An 18,631-nucleotide genomic window follows, 5' to 3' on the forward strand; every position below is an offset into this window, starting at 1 on the left:
AGGCGCGAGTGGCGGCCTCCGCGCAGGCGCGAGTGGCGGCCTCCGCGCAGGCGCGGGGCCGGTCGCCCGCGCAGGCGCGGGGCCGGTCGCCCGCGCGGGCGTGACTCCCGTGCCCGGCGGTGTCCGCCCGCAAGGCCCTCCGTCCGGTGCTCACGGTCACCGACGTCGCGCGGCCGGACGCTCCGGTGGCGGGGCCACCAGGGCTTTCGGCCGACGCGGCGGGCGTACGTGATGGGCGGCGCGACGGGGCGGCGCCTGCCCGGAGGGGCACTAGGCTCGACGTCACACAACAGCCACCAGGGGGTGAGCCGGATGCGCCGGCAGAGCACAGCCGCGGACGGACAACGACGGGCGACCGTCACCGACGTCGCACGGCGCGCAGGCGTCTCGACGGCCACGGTCTCCCGCGTACTGAACCGCAACTACCCGGTCGCCGAGGCGACCCGGGAGCGGGTCGAGTCCGCGATGCGCGAGCTGGGCTATGTCGTCAACGCCCACGCCCGCGCCCTGGCCGGCGTCTCCAACCGCACCGTCGGGATCATCGTCAACGAGGTCATCGACCCGTTCTACGCGTACATCGCGCGCGGTGTGGAACGGGAGGCGGCACTCGGCGGGCGGCTCTGTCTGGTCTGCTGCACCCAGGGCGACCCGCAGCGGGAGCTGGCCTTCATCGATCTGATGCACGAGCGCCGGGCGGACGCGGTGGTCCTGGTCGGCGGCTCCATCGCCGACCGGGGCTACACCACGGAGCTGGCCCGCCGGGCGCGCGAGCTGGACGCGGGCGGATCGAAGCTGGTGCTGTGCGGCAGGCCCCCGCTGGGCGAACAGGCCCCGACCGTCGCGGTCGAGTACGACAACGAGGGCGGCGCCTTCGCCATCACCGACCATCTGCTGATGCAGGGGCACGAGCGGATCCTCTACCTCGCCGGCCCGCCCAAGCTCTCCACCACCCGGGACCGGCTGGCCGGGTACCAACGGGCGCTGCGGCTGCGCGGCATCGACCCGGACCCCGACCTGGTCCGACCGGGCGCGTTCAGCCGCAACTTCGGCTACCGGAAGATGGCCGAAGTACTGCGGGACGGACCGGACTTCACCGCCGTCTTCGCGGCCAACGACATGGTGGCGGCAGGCGCGGCCCAGGCTCTGGAGGAGGCCGGGGTCCGGGTGCCGAAGGACGTGTCCCTGGTGGGGTACGACGACATTCCGGTGGCCCAGGAGCTTCGGCCGCGGCTGACCACCGTCCACATTCCGCTGGAGGAGATGGGACGCCAGGCCGTACGGCTCGCGGTGAACAGCGGGGACGAGGACGACTGGCGCGAACCCACCACGGACGCGCTGCGGCTCGGAACTCACATCGTGGTACGCGATTCCGTGGCGCCGAGGGCCGACCGCTCCACCCGGAAGTGACCGGTTACTTCCCGCCTGTCCACAGTTGGCCATAGTAAATCGCAGTAACTTCGTACCCCCTCTTGCCTCTTAATAGCAACCGCTTACATGCTGGCGCCGAGCAGCACCGTTCCGCACGCTTCCGCCCCTCACTCGTTTCCGCAGGGAGAGTTCCGCATGCGCATGCCCACAGACTCCGCCGGCTCCTCCACCGCTCCTTCCGCCGTCTCCTCCCCCGTCGGCCGGCGCTCCGTGCTCGCCGCGGCCGCCGGGGCCGGGGCGGCCATCGCACTCGGCGCCGCCACCGGAACGGCTCGGGCCACCACGTCCGGCACCACCACGGAGCGCGCGGCCGGCCGGCCGGTCAAGCTGACCGTGACCGCCCGGCCCGCCGCCGAGGCCGAGCGGCTGCGGCTCGGACAGGCCCTGCGCGGCTCGGAGTTCCAGCCCACCGGGCTGTACGTCCCGGCCGGCACCCCGCTCTCGCTCACCGTCCAGCCGCACGACGGTCTGCTGCCCACGCTCTGGATCGGCGCCTGGGACTACTACGGCGAGATCACCGAACCCCGCGGCTATCCGCTGGCCGCCGGGGCGAACACGGTCACGGACCCGCACGGCGGCCCGGTCTACCTCACCCTGACCGGGCGCGGCGAGCGGGCCGGTGTGGTGGTCCGCTCCGGTGCCGTCCCCATGCCGGTCTTCACCCTGGGCCGCACTTCGGAGGCCGACTACCAGCGGCAGCTGGACACACTCACCGCATCGCCCTACGTCGAACTGCACGCACCGCACACGATCATGACGCTCAGCCGTGAGGGCGCGCTGTTGTACCGCGACGAGGACCACGCCGCGCTGCTCGGCCTGGTCGAGACGATCATCGACTCGCATGCCCGGATCAGCGGCCTGGACGGCTCGAAGCCGGTACACCGGCGCAAGGCCGGGCCATACCACTTCACCGAGGTCAGCAAGGTGCCCAGCGGCGTCGGCGCCTACGCCACACACGGCTACAACGGCTTCCCGCGCGCCTACCTCGACCGGGCCACCACCGTGGAGGGACTGCGCACCCGGGGCTGGGGGCTTTACCACGAACTCGGCCACCTCCACCAGCAGTTCGCCTACAAGCCCGGCGGCCTGACCGAGGTCACCGTCAACATCTACTCGCTGGCCGCGCAGCGCACCCTGAAGCAGCCGTCCAACCTCCTCACCGTCGACCCGAAGACGGGACTCACCTACTTCCAGTCGGCGCGGCAGAAGTTCGGTACGGCCGGGCTGACGTACGAGAAGTCCTTCGGCGCGTACGAGAAGCTCGTCCCGTTGCGGCAGCTGGAGTTGGCCTTCGGCGACGACTTCTGGCCCCGGATGCACAAGCTGGTCCGCGAGGAGAATCCGCAGTCCGACTACACCGAGACCGACAAGCGCTACCGGGCCCTCGCCACTTGCTCCAGCCGGGTCGCGGGCTACGACCTGACCGACTTCTTCGTGAACACCTGGGCGTTCCCGATCGACGCCACGGGCCGGGCCGAGCTGGCCGCGTTGAACCTTCCGAAGCCGCCCGTCGACCCGTCCGCACTGGACGACTGACCGCAGCGACAAGGGAGTTCACCGTGAACCTCAGCAGACGCAGCCTGCTCGCGGCGACCAGCGCCACCGCCGTAACGGCCGCGACAACACTGATGACGACGGCAGGCACCGCGCACGCCTCGCCCGTCACGGGCGCATCCGCCGAAGCCGAAGCCGAAGCCGCGCCCACCGCAGGCTTCGACACCCTGCTCCAGCGCGCCGAATCCCTGCTCACCGGCGGCGGATTCGACCCGGCCGACCCCGACTTCACCGACGCGGTCGCGGCTCTGGACACCACGGCCGGGGGCCTGTGGGACACCCTCGACCGCAGCGCCGGCCGCACCTCGCTCTGGCCGGACCTCGCCCCGCTCACCGACCCGGGCAACTTCGGCCAGAGCTACACCCGGCTGCGTACCGTCGCGACCGCCTGGGCCACCGAGGGCACCTCCCTCGCCAAGAACGCGCAGGTGGCGGACGCCCTCGTCGCCGCGCTGCGCTTCACCCACGACACCGCGTACAACCCGGCCAGGCGCGAGACCGGCAACTGGTGGTTCTGGGAGATCGGCGCCCCGCGTGCGCTGATGGACTGCTCCGTCGTCCTGCGCGACCGGCTTCCCGCGGCCGACCTGGCGGACTATCTCGCGGTCGTCGACCGGTTCTGCCCGGACGCGGACCGCCGCACCAACTCCCCCACGCTCTCGGAGACCGGGGCGAACCGCACCGACAAGGCCGTCATCGTGGCATTGCGCGGGCTGCTGGGACAGGACCCGGCCAAGCTCCTATCGGCCCGCGACGCGCTCTCCGACGTACGCGACTTGGGCCGCAACAGCCTGTTCCGGTACACGAGTTCGGGTGACGGCTTCTACCAGGACGGCTCGTTCGTCCAGCACGACGTGGTGGCCTACACCGGTTCGTACGGCATCGTGCTGCTCAGCGGCACGGCGTATCTGCTGGCCCTGCTGGCGGGGTCCGAGTGGGCGGTGGCCGACCCGGAGGTGTCGGTGATGTACGACGCCGTGGAGCGGACCTTCGCACCGGTGATCTTCGACGGGCTGATGATGGACTCGGTGCGCGGCCGGGCGATCTCCCGGGAGCGCGCCGGTGACCACCGCGACGGTGCGACGGCCCTGGCGGCGATCCTGCTGCTGGCGTCCGGAGCGCCCGCCGAGTACGCGACGCGCTGGCGGGCGCTGGTCAAGGGCTGGCTGACCCGCAACCGCACCACCCCCTTCGAGGGGCTCGCGACGCTCCCCCAACTCGCCCTGGCCAAGGCCGTCCTGGACGACCGGACCGTGCCGGCCGGACCGCGCTCCACCGGCAGCCAGGTGTTCGCGGACATGGACCGTGTCGTGCACCGCCGCCCCGGCTGGGCCTGCGCACTGTCGCTCTCGTCGAAGCGGATCTCGGCGTACGAGGCGGGCAACGGCGAGAATCTGCACGGCTGGTACACCGGCGACGGCATGACGTATCTGTACGACGGCGACGACCTGGGGCAGTTCAACGACGGCTTCTGGCCGACCGTCGATCCGTACCGCCTGCCCGGCACCACGGTCGACACCCGGCAGCGGACCGATCTCGGCACGGGCGCCGGTACGTCCACTTACCGTCCGGCCAACGCCGTCGCGGGCGGTGCCGTGCTGGACGGCCGGTACGGGGCCGCCGCGATGGAGGTGATCGGCGGTCAGGGCACCACCCTGCGGACCAGGAAGTCGTGGTTCCTGCTGGACAACGCGGTGATCGCGCTCGGCGCGGGCATCACGGCGAGCGACGGCCGTCCGGTCGAGACCATCGTCGAGAACCGCAATCTGGGTATGGACGGACGGCACCGGCTGCTGGTCGACGGCGTCCGCCAGCCCGTCGAGCAGGGCTGGAGCGGCACGTTCGGCCAGGCCCGGTGGGCTCATGTCGAGGGAGTGGGCGGCTATGTGTTCCCCGGCGGAACCGCCCTGCACGCCCTGCGCGAGCAGCGCACCGGCACCTGGCGGGCCATCGACACCGGGGCGGACACCGGCGGCAGCACCGACCCCGTCACCCGCCGCTATCTGACGCTCTGGACGGACCACGGCACCTCCCCCACCGACGCCCGCTACGCCTATGTGCTGCTGCCCGGCGCATCGGCCGCGGCGACCGCGGTCTGGTCGGCGTCCCGGCCGGTCCGGATCGTCGCCGACGACAGCACCGCACAAGCGGTGGAGGTGCGTCGGGCGGGGCTGACCGCGGTGAACTTCTGGGGCGCCGGAACGGCCGCCGGGATCACCGCCTCCGGCCCCGCGTCGGTGCTGGTGCGGCGCCACGGCGCGCACATCCGGGTCGCAGTCGCCGACCCTGGCCGCACGCTGACCACGCTCTCGGTCGAACTTCCCTTCCGCGTACGGGCGTTGGCTGCCGCCGACGACTCGGTGAGCCTCGTCCCCGGCCGCAGACCCGTGCTCACCGTCGCCGTCGGCGGCTCACGCGGCCACACCCACCGAGCCGAACTCGTCCCGTAACCCACCCCGCGCACCACAAGGAGCAGCACCACCATGTCCGTCGCACCGCATCTGCAACTGCCGCCGCCCGACCGGCTCCTGTCGTCACGTACCGGCTGGACCCGGGCCCACTGGGAGGCGACCGCCGACCGGATGCTGGATGCGCTGGTGCCGTACGCGACCCCCGGCTTCGCCCAGTACCGGCTGCCCGGCCGCGGCAGCTGGTCGGGGGTCGTCTCGGACGGTCTCGAAGGCTTCGCCCGGTCGTTCCTGCTCGCCGCCTGCCGGATCGCGGGCGCGGGCGGGGCGGTCGACCCCGCGCTGATCGAGCGGTACACGGCGGGGCTGGCCGCGGGCACCGACCCCGGAAGCGGGGAGGCGTGGCCGAAGCTGACGGACTGTTCGCAGCAGATGGTGGAGGCGGCGTCGGTCGCGGTGGCGCTGCACGAGACCCGGCCGTGGATCTGGGACCGGCTGGACGCCCGGGTGCAGGAGCGGGTCGTCGACTGGTTCTCCGGGTTCGTCGGCGGGCGCACCTGGGACAACAACTGGCGGCTCTTCCAGGTGGTGTCCGAGCAGTTCCTCGCCTCGGTCGGCGCGCCGTACAGCCGCTCCGACATCGAGTCGAACCTGGACAGGATCGAGGACTGGTACGTCGGTGACGGCTGGTACACCGACGGGGACGGCCGGAACTTCGACTACTACATCGGCTGGGCGATGCATCTGTACCCGCTGCTCTGGTCGCGGATGGCGGGCGCCGACGACGGCGGCCGGACCGAGGTCTACCGGCAGCGGCTCAGCAGGTTCCTGGAGGACTATCCGCACTTCTTCGGCTCCGACGGGGCGCCGGTCCACCAGGGCCGTTCGCTGACCTACCGGTTCGCCGCCCTCGCACCGGTGTGGATGGGGGCGCTGGCCGACTGCACGCCGCTGGCGCCGGGGCTCACCCGCCGGCTCGCCTCGGGCACGATGCGGCACTTCGCGGAGCGCGGTGTGCCGGACGAGCGGGGGCTGCTGACGCTCGGCTGGTACGACACGTTCCTGCCGAGCACCCAGCCGTACTCCGGCCCCGCCTCGCCGTACTGGGCGAGCAAGGGCTTCCTCGGGCTGCTGCTGCCGGCCGACCACGAGGTGTGGACGGCGCGCGAACTCCCGCTGCCCATCGAGGAGTCCGACCAGTACACCGCGCTGCCGGCCACCGGCTGGCTGCTGCACGGCACCCGTGACGACGGCATCGTCCGGCTGGTCAACCATGGCAGCGACCACAATCCGCCGTTCGACGAGACGGCCGACCCGGCCGAGGGCACGCACGATCCGCACTACGCCCGGTTCGGGTACTCGACGGCGACGGCGCCCGAGGCCGCCCCGCACGCCGTGGCCCGCTCCGTCGACGGCCATCTGGCGCTCCTAGCACCGGACGGCACCCCGTCACCGCGCAGCCGGATCCATCCGTTGCGCTGCGAGGACCGCATCGCGGCCTCCTGGTACGCGGCCCGGCTGCCCGGCGACGACCGCCCGTACCGGATCGAGACGACGAGTGTGCTGCACGGCCCGTGGGAGATCCGGGTGCACCGGGTCGAGGCACCCGAGGGGGCGGTGGTGCGGGAGGGCGGTCACGCGGTCGCCCATGCGCGGAGCCCGTTCGCCCTGTCGGGCCCGGACTGGGCTCTCGCCCGTACGGCCGACGGTCTGAGCAGCGCCCTGATCGCGCTGCACGGCTGGGACGGCGGGACGGAAGGGGCGGCCGTGGCGCGTGATGTCCAGTCCAACGCGTACGGACCGCATTCGGCGATTCCGTACCTCCGCAGCGGGCCGCACCCGGGCGGGCGGAGCGTCCATGTCTCGCTGGTCGCCCTCTCCCGGGACGCCGTGCATCCGGAGGCGCTGCGCGATGCGGTGCGGGTGCGTGCGGGTGCGGACTCGGTGGTGCTGACCTTCCTGGACGGTACGGCGGTCGAGGTCTGACCGGGGCACGGCCTCGGGGTCACGGCCCGATCAGATTCCGATGCCGTTGCCCTCCCGCTGATCGATGTGCCCGACCAGCTCCATCGCCAGGGACTTGATCGTGTCGAGCCCCGCCCTGCCCCACGGGCGGGGCACGGTGTCGACCGCGCAGACCGCGCCCAGGGCGATGCCCGTGCGGTCGATGAGGGGTGCGCCCAGATAGGAACGGATGCCTATTTCGTCGACCACCGGGTTTCCGGCGAACCGCGGGTAGTCGCAGACGTCCTCCAGGACGAGCGCCTTGCGGCGTACGACGACATGCGGGCAGTAGCCGCGGTCGAGCGCCACATACCGGCCGCTGCGGCTGCTGCCCGCGGCGGCGGCGCTGAGGTCGGAGCCCTTGTGCGTACCGGCCGGGGTGTGCAGACCGGCGAAGAACTGCCGGTTGCCGTCGATGAAGTTGACCATCGAGAAGGGCACTCCGGTCACCTCGGCCACCCGGTCGGCGAAGGCGTCGAAGTTGTCGAACGAGGCGTCGGAGCGTTCGCCGAGCCCGAGCGTCCTCAGCCGCTGGGTGCGGACCAGGGCATCCTCGTCGACGGGCGTGAGCAGCATGCGTCCGTTGCTGTTCCGGATCACGGGCGGGCTCCGAAGCCGGTCAGCGGGGCCGGGGCCGAGGTGGCGTTGATCAGGTGCTGGACCAGTGTGACCAGGGCCCCGGTGCCCGAGCTGGCGATCCGGGCGTCGCAGAGCACCACCGGAACGTCCGGGCCGAGGTCGAGTGCGGCCCGGATCTCCTCGGGCGCGTAGCGGTAGGAGCCGTCGAACTCGTTGACCGCGACGATGAATCCGATGCCGCGCCGCTCGAAGAAGTCGACGGCGGCGAAGCACTCGGCGAGCCTGCGGGTGTCCGCGATCACGACGGCGCCCAGCGCTCCCTGGGAGAGTTCGTCCCACATGAACCAGAAGCGTTCCTGGCCCGGGGTGCCGAACAGATAGAGCACGTGCTGCTCGTCGAGGGTGATGCGGCCGAAGTCCATCGCCACGGTGGTGGCGGTCTTGGACTCGATGCCTTCGAGACTGTCGGTCGCGGCGCTGACCTGGGTCAGCAGCTCTTCGGTGCTGAGCGGCGCGATCTCGCTGACCGCGCCCACGAACGTCGTCTTGCCGACCCCGAACCCGCCTGCCACCAGCACCTTGAGCGCGACGGGAAACCCCTCCGGGCCCGGGGGACCGCCGACATCGCCGCCGGGATCACCGCGGCCCGGCTCGGCCTCGTAGCCCGGAGCGTCCGCGTAACCCTGGGAGCCACTGTGGTTCAGAGTGTCTCCGTAAATCTGTGCTTCCCCGTAGCTGTGCACATCCCCGTGGTTCCCCGGGTGCCCATGGCTCTCCGGGCCGCCGTACCCCTCGGCCCGGCCGTGGCTTGCGTGGCTTCCGTGGGCGGTTCGGGTTCCCTGGCTCTCGTGACTTCCGAAGCCTTCGGGGATTGCGTTGTTCTCGTACGCGGCAGGGCTGCCGAAGCCGTCAGAGCTGTCGTCGTAAGCCATCGAGCACTGCCTCCAGCAGAGATCGGTCGGTGGGCATGTCGTGGAAGGCGGGGGGATGCGCGGTCACTGCCCCGCAGTCGACCAGGTCGGAGACGAGCACCTTGGTGACGACTGCGGGCAGCCGCAGATGGGCGGCGATCTCGGCCACCGAGGTGGGGCCGCCGCACAGCCCCAGCGCGACGGAGTGCTCGGGACCGAGGTGCGTCTGCGGCTCGGTCCCCGTGGCCATGATCAGGGAGAGCAGATCGAGCACGGTCGTGGGACGGGTCCGGCCGTTGCTCACGGTGTACGGGCGGATCAGCCGGCCGGCCGCGTCGTCGAGCAGTGGCCCGTCCTGCGGGACCGACACTCTCACAGCCCCGTGGCGCCCGGTGTCCCGGCCGCTTGTCTGACAGGCGTCATCAGATAGGGCCGGACACTCTTGACCAGCATCGTCATCTCGTAGCCGAGCACCGCCGCGTCCGCCTCACGGCCGGCGAGCACGGCGAGACAGGTGCCGGAACCTGCGGTGGAGACGAACAGCAGGGTCGAGTCGAGCTCGACCACCACCTGCCGCACCTCGCCGCTGTCACCGAAGCGCGCGCCCGCGCTGCGGCCGAGCGAGTACAGGCCGGCGGCCAGCGCGGCCATGTGGTCGGCGCTGTCGGCGTCCATGCCATGAAGGGATTTCACCAGCCCGTCGGCGGAGAGGAGAACCGCGCTGCGTGTGTACGGGACGCGCTGGACCAGTCCGCTCAGCAGCCAGTCCAGGTCCGGGACCTGACCGGACGGCATATCGGTCGCCATGGTGCATCTACTCCTTGGGGATGTTCGTTTCGAGGGGTTCGTCGACCGGGACCGCGTCATGGGCCGGGCCCGAGGGGTACGGGGCGACGGTCGCGGTGAGTCCGCGTACCGGCAGCGGTTCGAGCGGGGCGCGGGGCTGCCGGGCCTGCGGGTCCGCCGCCGTCCCGGGGCCCGTTTCCGGCTCCGGGGCGGCGTCGGCCTCGGCTTCGCTGCGGGCCTCGGCGAGTTCGATGCCGCGCCGGAAGGCCGCCATGAGTCCCGGGTCGTGCAGGGCCTGTTCGTCGTCGCTGCGCGGAGCGGGTGCCTCCCTGAGCTGCGGGACCAGGTGCTCCTGGTTGGCGCGCCTGGGCAGTTGCGGCCGGCCCATGGTGCCGCGCACGGCTCCGGGTTCGGCGTGCGGGGCGTCGGGGGCGTCGTCCGAGGTCCGGATTCCGGGGATGGCCTCGGCCGGGGTGGGACGGTCCGGGCGCTCGGCCCGCAGCGGGAGCGGTGGGGCCTCGCCCTGGCCCTGGCCGCCCTGTCCCTGCTGCGGCGGCTGGTGCAGGCGCAGCGGCTGGCTGGGGACGTAGGGCTGGCGGACGGTGTTCGCCTGCGGGCCCGGTGCGGTGCTCGGACCGGGGTTCAGGCTCACGTTCGGCGCCGGGTCGGGGTTCAGGCTCGGCGCCGGGGCCGGATTGTGCCGGCCGGCCCTCGCGTCCTCCGCCGGCGGGCGGTGTACGGGGCCGGGGGACGGGACCGGGGCCGCGGCCGCGGCGCCCTCGGCCGGAGCGTCCCCGTCCACGCCGAGCAGGGACTGCGGGAGGACGAGCACGGCCTGTGTGCCGCCGTAGATGTTGCTCTGCAGCCGGACCGCAATGCCGTGCCGGCGGGCCAGTGACGCGACGACGAACAGCCCGATCCGGCCGTCCTGGAGCAGATGGCCCACATTGACCTGGTCGGGGTCGGCGAGCAGGGCGTTCATCCGCTTCTGCTCGTTGCCCGGCATGCCGAGTCCCCGGTCCTCCACCTCCAGGGCCAGTCCGGCGGTGACCTGCTGGGCGCGCAGCAGCACCTGGGTGTGCGGGGCGGAGAACACGGTCGCGTTCTCCACCAGTTCGGCCAGCAGATGGATCACGTCGGCCACGGCGTGGCCGCGCAGCGTGCCGGCGATCGGCGGCACGAGCTTGACCCGTGGGTACTGCTCGACCTCGGCGATCGCCGAGCGCAGGACCTCGGTCATGGTGACCGGGTTGCTCCACTGCCGCCGGGAGACGGCGCCGCCGAGGACCGCGAGGTTCTCGGCGTGCCGGCGGATGCGGGTGGCGAGATGGTCGACGTGGAAGAGGCCCTTGAGTAGATCGGGGTCCTCGACCTCGTGCTCCAGTTCGTCGAGCAGCTGGATCTCGCGGTGCACCAGCGACTGGAGCCGGCGGGCGAGATTGACGAAGACCTCGACCTTCTGGTCCTCGCCGGAGTTGTCGGAGAGCCTGGACGCCTGGACGACCGCGGTCACGGCGGCCTCCTGCTGGCGGCCGAGTTCCTGGGCGAGCAGTTCGAAGGCGTCGCTGCCGGGGGCCGAGGGCGGTGGCGGCCTGCGCGCGGACACCGGTTCGCCGTTGCGGAGCTGTTCCACCACCCGCTGCAGTTCGGCCTGGCCCTGGGCGCTGGTGCGGCGGAGCGCCAGACAGCGGCCGAAGACGGTGGTGGCGACGCGGTTGGCGGCGAGGTACGCGGCCAGGACCGCGGCGAGCGCCAGCGCTCCGGCGACGCCCAGCGCGATCCAGAGTTCGCCGGAGAGCCGGGCGCCGGAGCGGGCGGTGAAGATGACCGCTGCGGCTCCGCTCAGTACCGCCACGACGGTCGGCAGCACCGCGGTGCGCAGGAGTTGGGGGCGTATACGCGCCTCGGGGGACGGCTGGGCGGCGCGCGGCCTGCCCGTGGCCGAGTGGGAACGGGCACCGGGTCGGCCGTGCCGTCCGCCCTCTCGGCGTTCCGGTCGCGCTTCGGGTGCGCGAAGTTGAGACATCATTGTCCTCGGTACATGGGGCACCAGGAATCGGCGTTCATGCGGTGGCACCTACGGTGGTCGGTCAGGCTCGGTGCATCGGTCGGGCAGGCTCGAAAGTTATGAGCCCACCGTTGATCACCGGCCACACACGGTAGTCGTCAATCACGCGGGTTCGGCGGGCAGTTGTCGAACTTGCCCGCCATCCGTCCCGCTCTGGTATGACCACTCGCACAAGAGACCGATTACTCCGCATTGACACCTGGTCGGCCGACACCCGAATGGCCGATCGGAATGAACCCATGAGCACACGAAACGGCTCGGCCCGTCCGGTCGTGCCGGACGGGCCGAGCCGTCTGAATCCGAATGTGCCGCGCGTGTTCCGTGCGCGGCCCGAGTGCGCCGCGTGTTCCGTACGCGGTGGTCCGGGCGCCGTGCCCCGTACGCCGCCACGCCCCGGCCGGCCGCGAGCCGTACGCCGTGCCGTGGTCCGAGCGGACGATGGCGAATGGCGCTACGCCGTCGGCGCCACCTCGGCGTGGCCGGCCTCCGCCGCCGCGTCGTCCGGCGCCCGGCCCGTACCGCCGGCCGGATCGGCCGACAGGTCCGTGATCCGGGCCGCCGCCGCGGGCCGCTGCTCGATCGGCTGCGGAGCCACCGCGCGCCACCAGGGCTCGGCGGGAACGGTCTGCGCCGTGGGCTCGAAGGGTTCGCCGGGCAGCGGCAGCGCGACGCGGGCGCCGGCGTCCTGTGCGGCGGCGAGGGTGCCCTCGCCCGGCTCGGCCCACGGATGCGGGGCGAGATTGAAGGTGGCCCAGTGGATCGGCAGCATCGCCCCCAGCGGCTCGCCGCCCTGGAGATCCAGATGGGCCTGCATGCCCTCGGCCGGGGTCATGTGGATGTCCGGCCAGTACTCGGAATAGGCGCCGATCTGGATCATCGTCGCGTCGAACGGGCCGTGTTCCGCGCCGATGTCCTTGAAGCCCGGGAAATATCCGGTGTCGCCGCTGTGGTAGATCCGGTGTTCGGGGCCGGCGACGGCCCAGGACGCCCAGAGGGTGTGCTGCTGGTTGCGCAGGCCACGGCCGCAGAAGTGCCGCGCCGGAGTGGCGGTCAGGCCGATTCCGGCGATCTTCGTCGTCTCGTTCCAGTCGAGCTCGCGCAGCCGGTCGGTGGACACGCCCCACCGCTCCAGGTGGGCGCCGACCCCCAGCGGGACGGCGAACACCGTGTCGGTACCGGCGAGCGCGCGGATCGTCGGCAGATCGAGGTGGTCGTAGTGGTCGTGGGAGATCACCACCGCGTCCACCGGGCCGAGGGCGGCCAGCGGCAGCGGCACCGGGTGCAGCCGCTTGGGCCCGGCGAAGGCGAAGGGCGAGCAGCGCTCGCCCCACACCGGGTCGAAGAGCACCCGCCGGCCGTCGATCTCGGCGAGCACACTGGAATGGCCCATCCAGGTGAGCCGCAGCCCCGTGGCGGGGGTCTCGGCGAGGTCCGCGTAGGTGGTGGCGTGGACGGGCACGGTGCCGACCGGCGCCCTGCGTGCCCGCTCCTCCTTGCGGAAGTAGACCTTCGCGAACTCCAGGGTGGACCCGGACGGCCTGGTCCGCGCCCCGACCGGGTTCTGGAAGACGCCGTCGGCGAAGTTGGGCGAGCGGCGGATGCGCTCCATGCGGGCACCGCCCGGGTCTGCGCCGAATGCGGCGGGGCGCAGCGAACGCAGCCTGGTGCGAAGCGGAGGCAAGGGGTCGGCGCCGGTCAAAGCATCTCCTGGGGGAAATCGGTGTCGTCTCATTATGGGCGGGGCATGACGGTGCGAGAGCGGAGCGTCCGGGGGAACGAGGGCCTGACCGGGCCGGGTCAGCCACGCGGCTGCCCGTACACGTGCTCGATGTGCAGCCGCAGCACGATGCGCCGGTCCCGGACCATCGCGCTGCGGTAGTCGTCCCAGTCCGGGTGTTCGCCCTGGACGTCGCGGTAGAGCGCGACGAGCTCCTCGACCGTCGCGTCGTGCGGATCGGCGGCGACCGGGGACAGCTCGGCGGTGGCGTCCACGACCGTCCACGCCCAGCGGTCCGCGCCGGTGACGTGGTAGCCGGCCCGGGGGTCGCGGCGCAGGTTCTTCGTCTTCGCCCGGTCCTCAGTGATCGAGACGCGGACGATGCGTTCTCGGGGGTAGTAGAAGTGATTGACGTTGGACAGCTGGGGCCTGCCGTCCCGCCTGAGTGTCACGAGCACTCCGCCGTTCTCCTCGGCGAGCAGCCCGAGCAGCGCTTCCTGCCGTGCGTCGAATGCCGTCATGCCGGATCCAACGTCCGTACCCGTCACAGGATTCCGGATCCGGCCGCACCGCCGTGTCACATCCGGGGCCCCCGCGTCCGTCGCACCGGTGACACAGTCCGTCCGGCGGTGTCCGCAAGGCCGTCGGACGGCACCCGAGCCGTACCGAAGGAGACCGGTCATGACCGCCCGAATCCCGCTCGACCCGCCCCGCACCCTCCTTTTCCGCGCCGTTTCCTGGTACTCGAACCGGACGTACGGCAAGGTCATCGATCCGCTCCGGGCCGCCGCCCACCACACCGGGGTGCTGTGGGCCGGTGCCCGGTTCGAGCTGTCGGTGGGGCGCTGGAAGAAGCTGGACCCGCAGCTCAAGGCGCTGGCCGTGATGTCGGCCGCGGCCACCGTCGGCTGCGGCTGGTGCATGGACTTCGGCTACTGGGAGAACCACCGGCACGGCATGGACCCGCGCAAGCTGCGCGATGTGCCGGTGTGGCGGGAGAGCGAGGTGTACACCCCGCTGGAGCGCGACGTCATGGAGTACGCGGAGGCGATGAGCCTCACCCCGCCGGAGGTCGGTGACGAGTCGGCGCAGCGGCTGCGGACCGCGCTCGGCGAGGCGGCCTTCGTGGAGCTGACCACGATGGTCGCGGTGGAGAACATGCGCTCCCGGACCAATTCCGCCCTCGGGCTGACCAGCCAGGGCTTCAAGGACCGGTGCGAGGTGGAGCGCCCCGCGAACCACTGACCCGGCGACTCGGCCGGTGCCGCGGCCCCGGTTCCCCGGTCGGCGCGGCGGGTAGCTGCCATGGCAGCTACCCGCCAGTCCACACCCGGCGCCGATCTGCCATGTTCCTGACAGTCTCACCTCACCACCCCCTGAGAACCCACGAGTTCACGAGGTGAGAATGAGACGGACCAGATGGACGGCGGTCTGCGCCACCGCGCTCGCCGCCGCCCTTGCAGGTGGAACACTGCCCGCCGCCGCCGACCGCGCCCCCGCCTTCGCCGACCCGTCCGCGTCCCCGGCAGCGGCCGGCCGGGGCGGCACCGTCACCCTGCTGACCGGCGATGTGGTGACGTACTCCGGCCATGGCGACGGGGTACAGATCAGCTCGATCGTGCCGGGAGCCGGGCGTGAGGGCATGGGCTTCACCCGCTTCCGGGCCGGCGGTCACGAGTACGCCGTCCCGATCGACGCCGTCGGCCAGATCGCCCGGGACCGGGTGGACCGGCGGCTGTTCGACGTGACCGAGCTGGCCGCCTCGGGCTACGCGGACGCCGACACGGACTCGCTGCGCATCCTCGTCGGCGGCGCCACGGAGTCGTCACGCAGCCCCCGCGCCCCGAAGGGGGCACGCGTCGCCGCCGCCTTCCCGACCGCCCGGACCTCCGCGCTCGACGTGCCGAAGAAGTCGGCCGGGACCGTCTGGGAGCAGCTCGGCACCCCGTCGCGGGCCCGTGCACAGGGCATCGGGAAGGTCTGGCTCGACGGCCGGGTGCGGGCCACGCTCGACAGGTCCGTGCCGCAGATCGGCGCCGACCGGGCGCACCGGGCCGGGATCACCGGGAAGGGCGCCAGGGTCGCCGTTCTCGATACCGGCTACGACCGGGACCATCCCGATCTGAAGAACGCGGTCGTCGCCTCGCAGGACTTCACCGGGGGCGGCGACGTCCAGGACATGCAGGGCCACGGCACCCATGTCTCCTCGATCATCGCCGGTTCCGGGGCCGCGTCCGCGGGCCGGTACGCGGGGGTCGCGCCGGGCGCGGAACTCGTCGAGGGGAAGGTGCTCGACAACGACGGCTACGGCTACGACTCCTGGATCCTGGCCGGCATGCAGTGGGCCGTGGACCAGGACGCCGAGGTCGTCAACATGAGCCTCGGCCAGACCGTGGCGTCCGACGGCACCGACCCGTTGTCCGCCGCCGTCGACCGGCTCTCCGCCGAGCACGGCACGCTCTTCGTCATCGCCGCGGGCAACAGCGGCGACCACACCATCAGCGCGCCCGGCGCCGCCGACGCCGCGCTGACCGTGGGATCGGTCACCAAGTCCGGCGCGATGTCGCCGTTCTCCTCACGCGGACCGCGCGAGGGCCGGCCCGCCGTCAAGCCGGAGATCTCGGGCCCCGGCAGCGACATCGTCGCGGCCCGCGCCGCCGGCACCCTGGACGACGCCGCCGTCACCGAGCGGTACGCCTCGCTCTCCGGTACGTCGATGGCCGCCCCGCACGTGGCGGGCGCCGCGGCCCTGCTGGCCCAGCGGCACCCCGACTGGTCCGGCGCCCGGCTGAAGGCGGCGCTGATCGGCAGCGCCGCGCGGGTGGACGGTGCGACGGTCTCCGACACCGGTTCCGGCCTCACCGACGTGCCGGCCGCGCTGGCCACCGCGGTGCTCGCCGAACCCGCGACGCTGGCCGCCGACGCCAGGTACCCGAATTCCTCCGCCGAGCCACAGAGCCGCGAGCTGACCTGGACCAACACCTCCGACAGGCCGGTGCGGCTCACCCTCTCGGCGGGGCAGGGCGGTGCGGTGCGGATCGGCGCGCGGACGCTGACCGTGCCCGCGCGGTCCTCGGCCGTCTCGAAGGTCACCCTCGAACCCTCCGAGGTCGAGGCCGGGACGACGTACGGCGGTGCCGTGACCGCGACCTGGCCGGGGCACGGACGGGCGACCGTGCCCGTCTCGATCGAGGCGGATCCCGAGACGTACACCCTCACACTGACCGGGCCCGCACCCCGGGCGGGCAGCGAGGCCGCCACGACGGGCGTGGTCCTGCAGAACGAACGGACCGGCACGTCCCAACTGATCGGGCTGACCGGCACCGCACCGAGGAAGGTGACGCTGCCGCGCGGCAACTACCGGGCGCTCGGGCACACCTGGGAGTACGACACGGTGGACGGCACCGCCGTCGGGACCACCGCGATCCACTTCGCCCGGCGCGTGACGCTGGACCGGGACACCGCGCTCGCGCTGGACACCGGGGGCGCCCGGCCGGTGCGGATCGGGGTGGACGACGGGTCCGCCCGGATCGCCCTCCAGTCGGCGACCGGAATCGCCTCGCACATCGACACCGGCTCCGCGACCGCGGACACCGGACTCGCCGCGCCGAGTTCCGCCGGTCAGTACCGCGTCGAGGCCGTGCCCAGCACCGGCGGGACGCTGGACGGCCTCACCTTCTTCGGCGGGCTGAGCTGGCAGCAGCGGGAGGTCGACGGACACGAGCCGGGCTCCTCCCCGCAGGACCTGAAACTGCTGCTGTCGCAGTACAGCATCTACAGCTGGCTGGGCACGGCGACCGGCGAGGTCGTCGACATCGGCACCGGGGCGGACACCGACCCCGCGTCGATGGACCTCAGGGGCAGGATCGTGCTGTGGACCCCCGCGACCGGCGACACCTCGTTCAACAACGCGCTCTACCAGAAGCTCACCGACGCCGGCGCGGCCGCCATCATGTACGTCGGCTACGGGCTCTCCGTGTACCGGCCGACGCCCGTACTCCGGCTGGACGCGGCGGCCGTACCCACCCTGCGGGACCGGCTGGCCCAGGGGCCCCTGACGCTGACCCTGAACGGCGTCGGCACCGGGGCGGACGCCTACTATCTGCACCACTCGGTCGACGGCCGGATCCCGGCCGGGGCCGACTGGTTCGACCGGCGGTCCGAGCTGGCCGAGGTACGGACGAATCACCGCACCCACGGCTACCCGTCCGACCCCAAGGCCATGTACGCCTGGACGACCTGGCACGGGCTGACGCTCTTCCAGCAGACGACCCGCTACCGTCCGCCGGCGGAGCAGACGCTGCACTTCTCCCCCGGTGTGGAGTGGACTACGGCGACCTTCCACTACCAGTACGACGTCGGTGACCGGGTCTATCCGCTGGGCACCCTGGTCGGCGCACCCACCGTGTACCGCGCGGGCGTCGGCTACCGGGACGACTGGATGTCCGCGCCGTTCAACCCGGCCCTCGGGAGACGGGCCGGTGCCGCCCAGGTCGTGAGGGAGGGCGACAAGCTGAAGGTGGCCCTCCCGGTGTTCTCCGACGCGGCCGGGCACCGGGCCGAGACCGCGCCGGAGGCGGACAGCGGGAGCACGGTCCTCGCGGACGACAGCGGAAAGGTGCTGGCCCGCAATGACGCACCGGGCCGCGCCACCTTCGACCTGCCGCGCGAGCAGGGCTGGTACCGGCTGACCGTCGACGCCACCCGTACGTCGCCCGACCCGGTGACCTGGATGCTGGGGACCGGAGTGACCAGCGAATGGCGGCTGCGCTCCGGGCACGAGAGGTCGGCCGCCCCGGCCCGGCTGCTCGACCTCGACTACCGGCTCCCGCTCACCGGTGAGAACGCGGCCGATCCCGGGAAGCCGCTCGGCTACACGGTCGGTCTCACCGCGCAGGGGGAACGGAAGGCGTTGCCCATCGCCTCGCTGAAGGTCTGGTATGCCACCGACGGCACCGACTGGAGGCCGGCCGCGGCGACCCGTGGCACCGACGGACGCTGGAAGGTCACCGTGCCGGCGCTCGGGACCGCCAAGGTCGATCTGCGATCCACCGTCACGGACGCCTCGGGTGCGTCGCTGACCGAGACGCTGACCGACGCGTACAACTCCGGCTGTGCCGACATCTGGTGCTCGCGGCGCTGACGGTCCGGTCCGGCGTCGCAGGCACCGTTCGAA

13 protein-coding genes are annotated in these 18,631 nt (G+C 72.5%); 6 read left to right on the top strand and 7 right to left on the bottom strand.

Annotated elements, in window-relative coordinates; translation table 11 throughout:
- Positions 1-312: 312 nt before the first annotated feature.
- The 4 genes from ABZ622_RS38535 (at position 313) to ABZ622_RS38550 (ending at position 7,376) form a co-directional block, all read left to right on the top strand.
- Positions 313-1,407 (top strand): LacI family DNA-binding transcriptional regulator, encoded by a 1,095-nt coding sequence (locus ABZ622_RS38535; protein ID WP_360551487.1) that lies wholly within the window; start codon positions 313-315, stop codon positions 1,405-1,407.
- Positions 1,408-1,563: 156 nt separating this feature from the next.
- The gene (locus ABZ622_RS38540) at positions 1,564-2,964 is read left to right on the top strand and encodes a M60 family metallopeptidase (protein WP_360551489.1); all 1,401 of its coding nucleotides are present in this window, start codon (positions 1,564-1,566) and stop codon (positions 2,962-2,964) included.
- Between the two features lie 23 nt (positions 2,965-2,987).
- Positions 2,988-5,432 (top strand): polysaccharide lyase 8 family protein, encoded by a 2,445-nt coding sequence (locus ABZ622_RS38545; RefSeq protein WP_360551491.1) that lies wholly within the window; start codon positions 2,988-2,990, stop codon positions 5,430-5,432.
- A 33-nt stretch (positions 5,433-5,465) separates the two neighbouring features.
- Positions 5,466-7,376 carry a DUF2264 domain-containing protein gene (locus tag ABZ622_RS38550; protein WP_360551493.1) on the top strand — a complete coding sequence of 637 codons (1,911 nt, stop codon included), beginning with the start codon at positions 5,466-5,468 and terminating at the stop codon, positions 7,374-7,376.
- Between the two features lie 30 nt (positions 7,377-7,406).
- Here the strand turns inward: ABZ622_RS38550 and ABZ622_RS38555 are convergent, their stop codons facing one another.
- From ABZ622_RS38555 to ABZ622_RS38585, 7 genes are all read right to left on the bottom strand, one after another.
- On the bottom strand, positions 7,407-7,994 hold the full coding sequence (locus tag ABZ622_RS38555; protein WP_360551495.1) for a GAF domain-containing protein: 588 nt from the start codon (positions 7,992-7,994) through the stop codon (positions 7,407-7,409).
- Positions 7,991-8,551, bottom strand: coding sequence for an ATP/GTP-binding protein (locus tag ABZ622_RS38560; protein WP_360551523.1), 561 nt, complete (start codon positions 8,549-8,551; stop codon positions 7,991-7,993). The genes ABZ622_RS38555 and ABZ622_RS38560 overlap by 4 nt, the downstream gene beginning before the upstream one ends.
- Positions 8,552-8,882: 331 nt before the next feature.
- Positions 8,883-9,254, bottom strand: a complete 372-nt coding sequence (locus ABZ622_RS38565; protein ID WP_124720608.1) for a DUF742 domain-containing protein — start codon at positions 9,252-9,254, stop codon at positions 8,883-8,885.
- A gap of 2 nt (positions 9,255-9,256) precedes the next feature.
- The gene (locus tag ABZ622_RS38570; RefSeq protein WP_360551497.1) at positions 9,257-9,691 is read right to left on the bottom strand and encodes a roadblock/LC7 domain-containing protein; all 435 of its coding nucleotides are present in this window, start codon (positions 9,689-9,691) and stop codon (positions 9,257-9,259) included.
- A gap of 7 nt (positions 9,692-9,698) precedes the next feature.
- A complete protein-coding gene (locus ABZ622_RS38575) occupies positions 9,699-11,696 on the bottom strand; it encodes an ATP-binding protein (RefSeq protein WP_360551499.1) in 1,998 nt (665 codons plus the stop codon).
- Positions 11,697-12,189: 493 nt separating this feature from the next.
- A complete protein-coding gene (locus tag ABZ622_RS38580) occupies positions 12,190-13,437 on the bottom strand; it encodes an MBL fold metallo-hydrolase (protein ID WP_360551501.1) in 1,248 nt (415 codons plus the stop codon).
- Positions 13,438-13,535: 98 nt separating this feature from the next.
- Entirely contained in the window at positions 13,536-13,976 is a 441-nt protein-coding gene (locus tag ABZ622_RS38585) for a PPOX class F420-dependent oxidoreductase (RefSeq protein WP_360551503.1), read from the bottom strand.
- A gap of 160 nt (positions 13,977-14,136) precedes the next feature.
- Here ABZ622_RS38585 and ABZ622_RS38590 point away from each other — a divergent pair, with 160 nt between their 5' ends.
- Together ABZ622_RS38590 and ABZ622_RS38595 are read left to right on the top strand one after the other, a co-directional pair.
- The gene (locus tag ABZ622_RS38590; RefSeq protein WP_360551505.1) at positions 14,137-14,700 is read left to right on the top strand and encodes a carboxymuconolactone decarboxylase family protein; all 564 of its coding nucleotides are present in this window, start codon (positions 14,137-14,139) and stop codon (positions 14,698-14,700) included.
- Between the two features lie 160 nt (positions 14,701-14,860).
- The gene (locus ABZ622_RS38595; protein WP_360551507.1) at positions 14,861-18,598 is read left to right on the top strand and encodes a S8 family serine peptidase; all 3,738 of its coding nucleotides are present in this window, start codon (positions 14,861-14,863) and stop codon (positions 18,596-18,598) included.
- Positions 18,599-18,631: the final 33 nt, after the last annotated feature.

Source organism: Streptomyces sp. NPDC007164 (genome assembly GCF_040634135.1).
GTDB lineage: Bacteria > Actinomycetota > Actinomycetes > Streptomycetales > Streptomycetaceae > Streptomyces > Streptomyces sanglieri.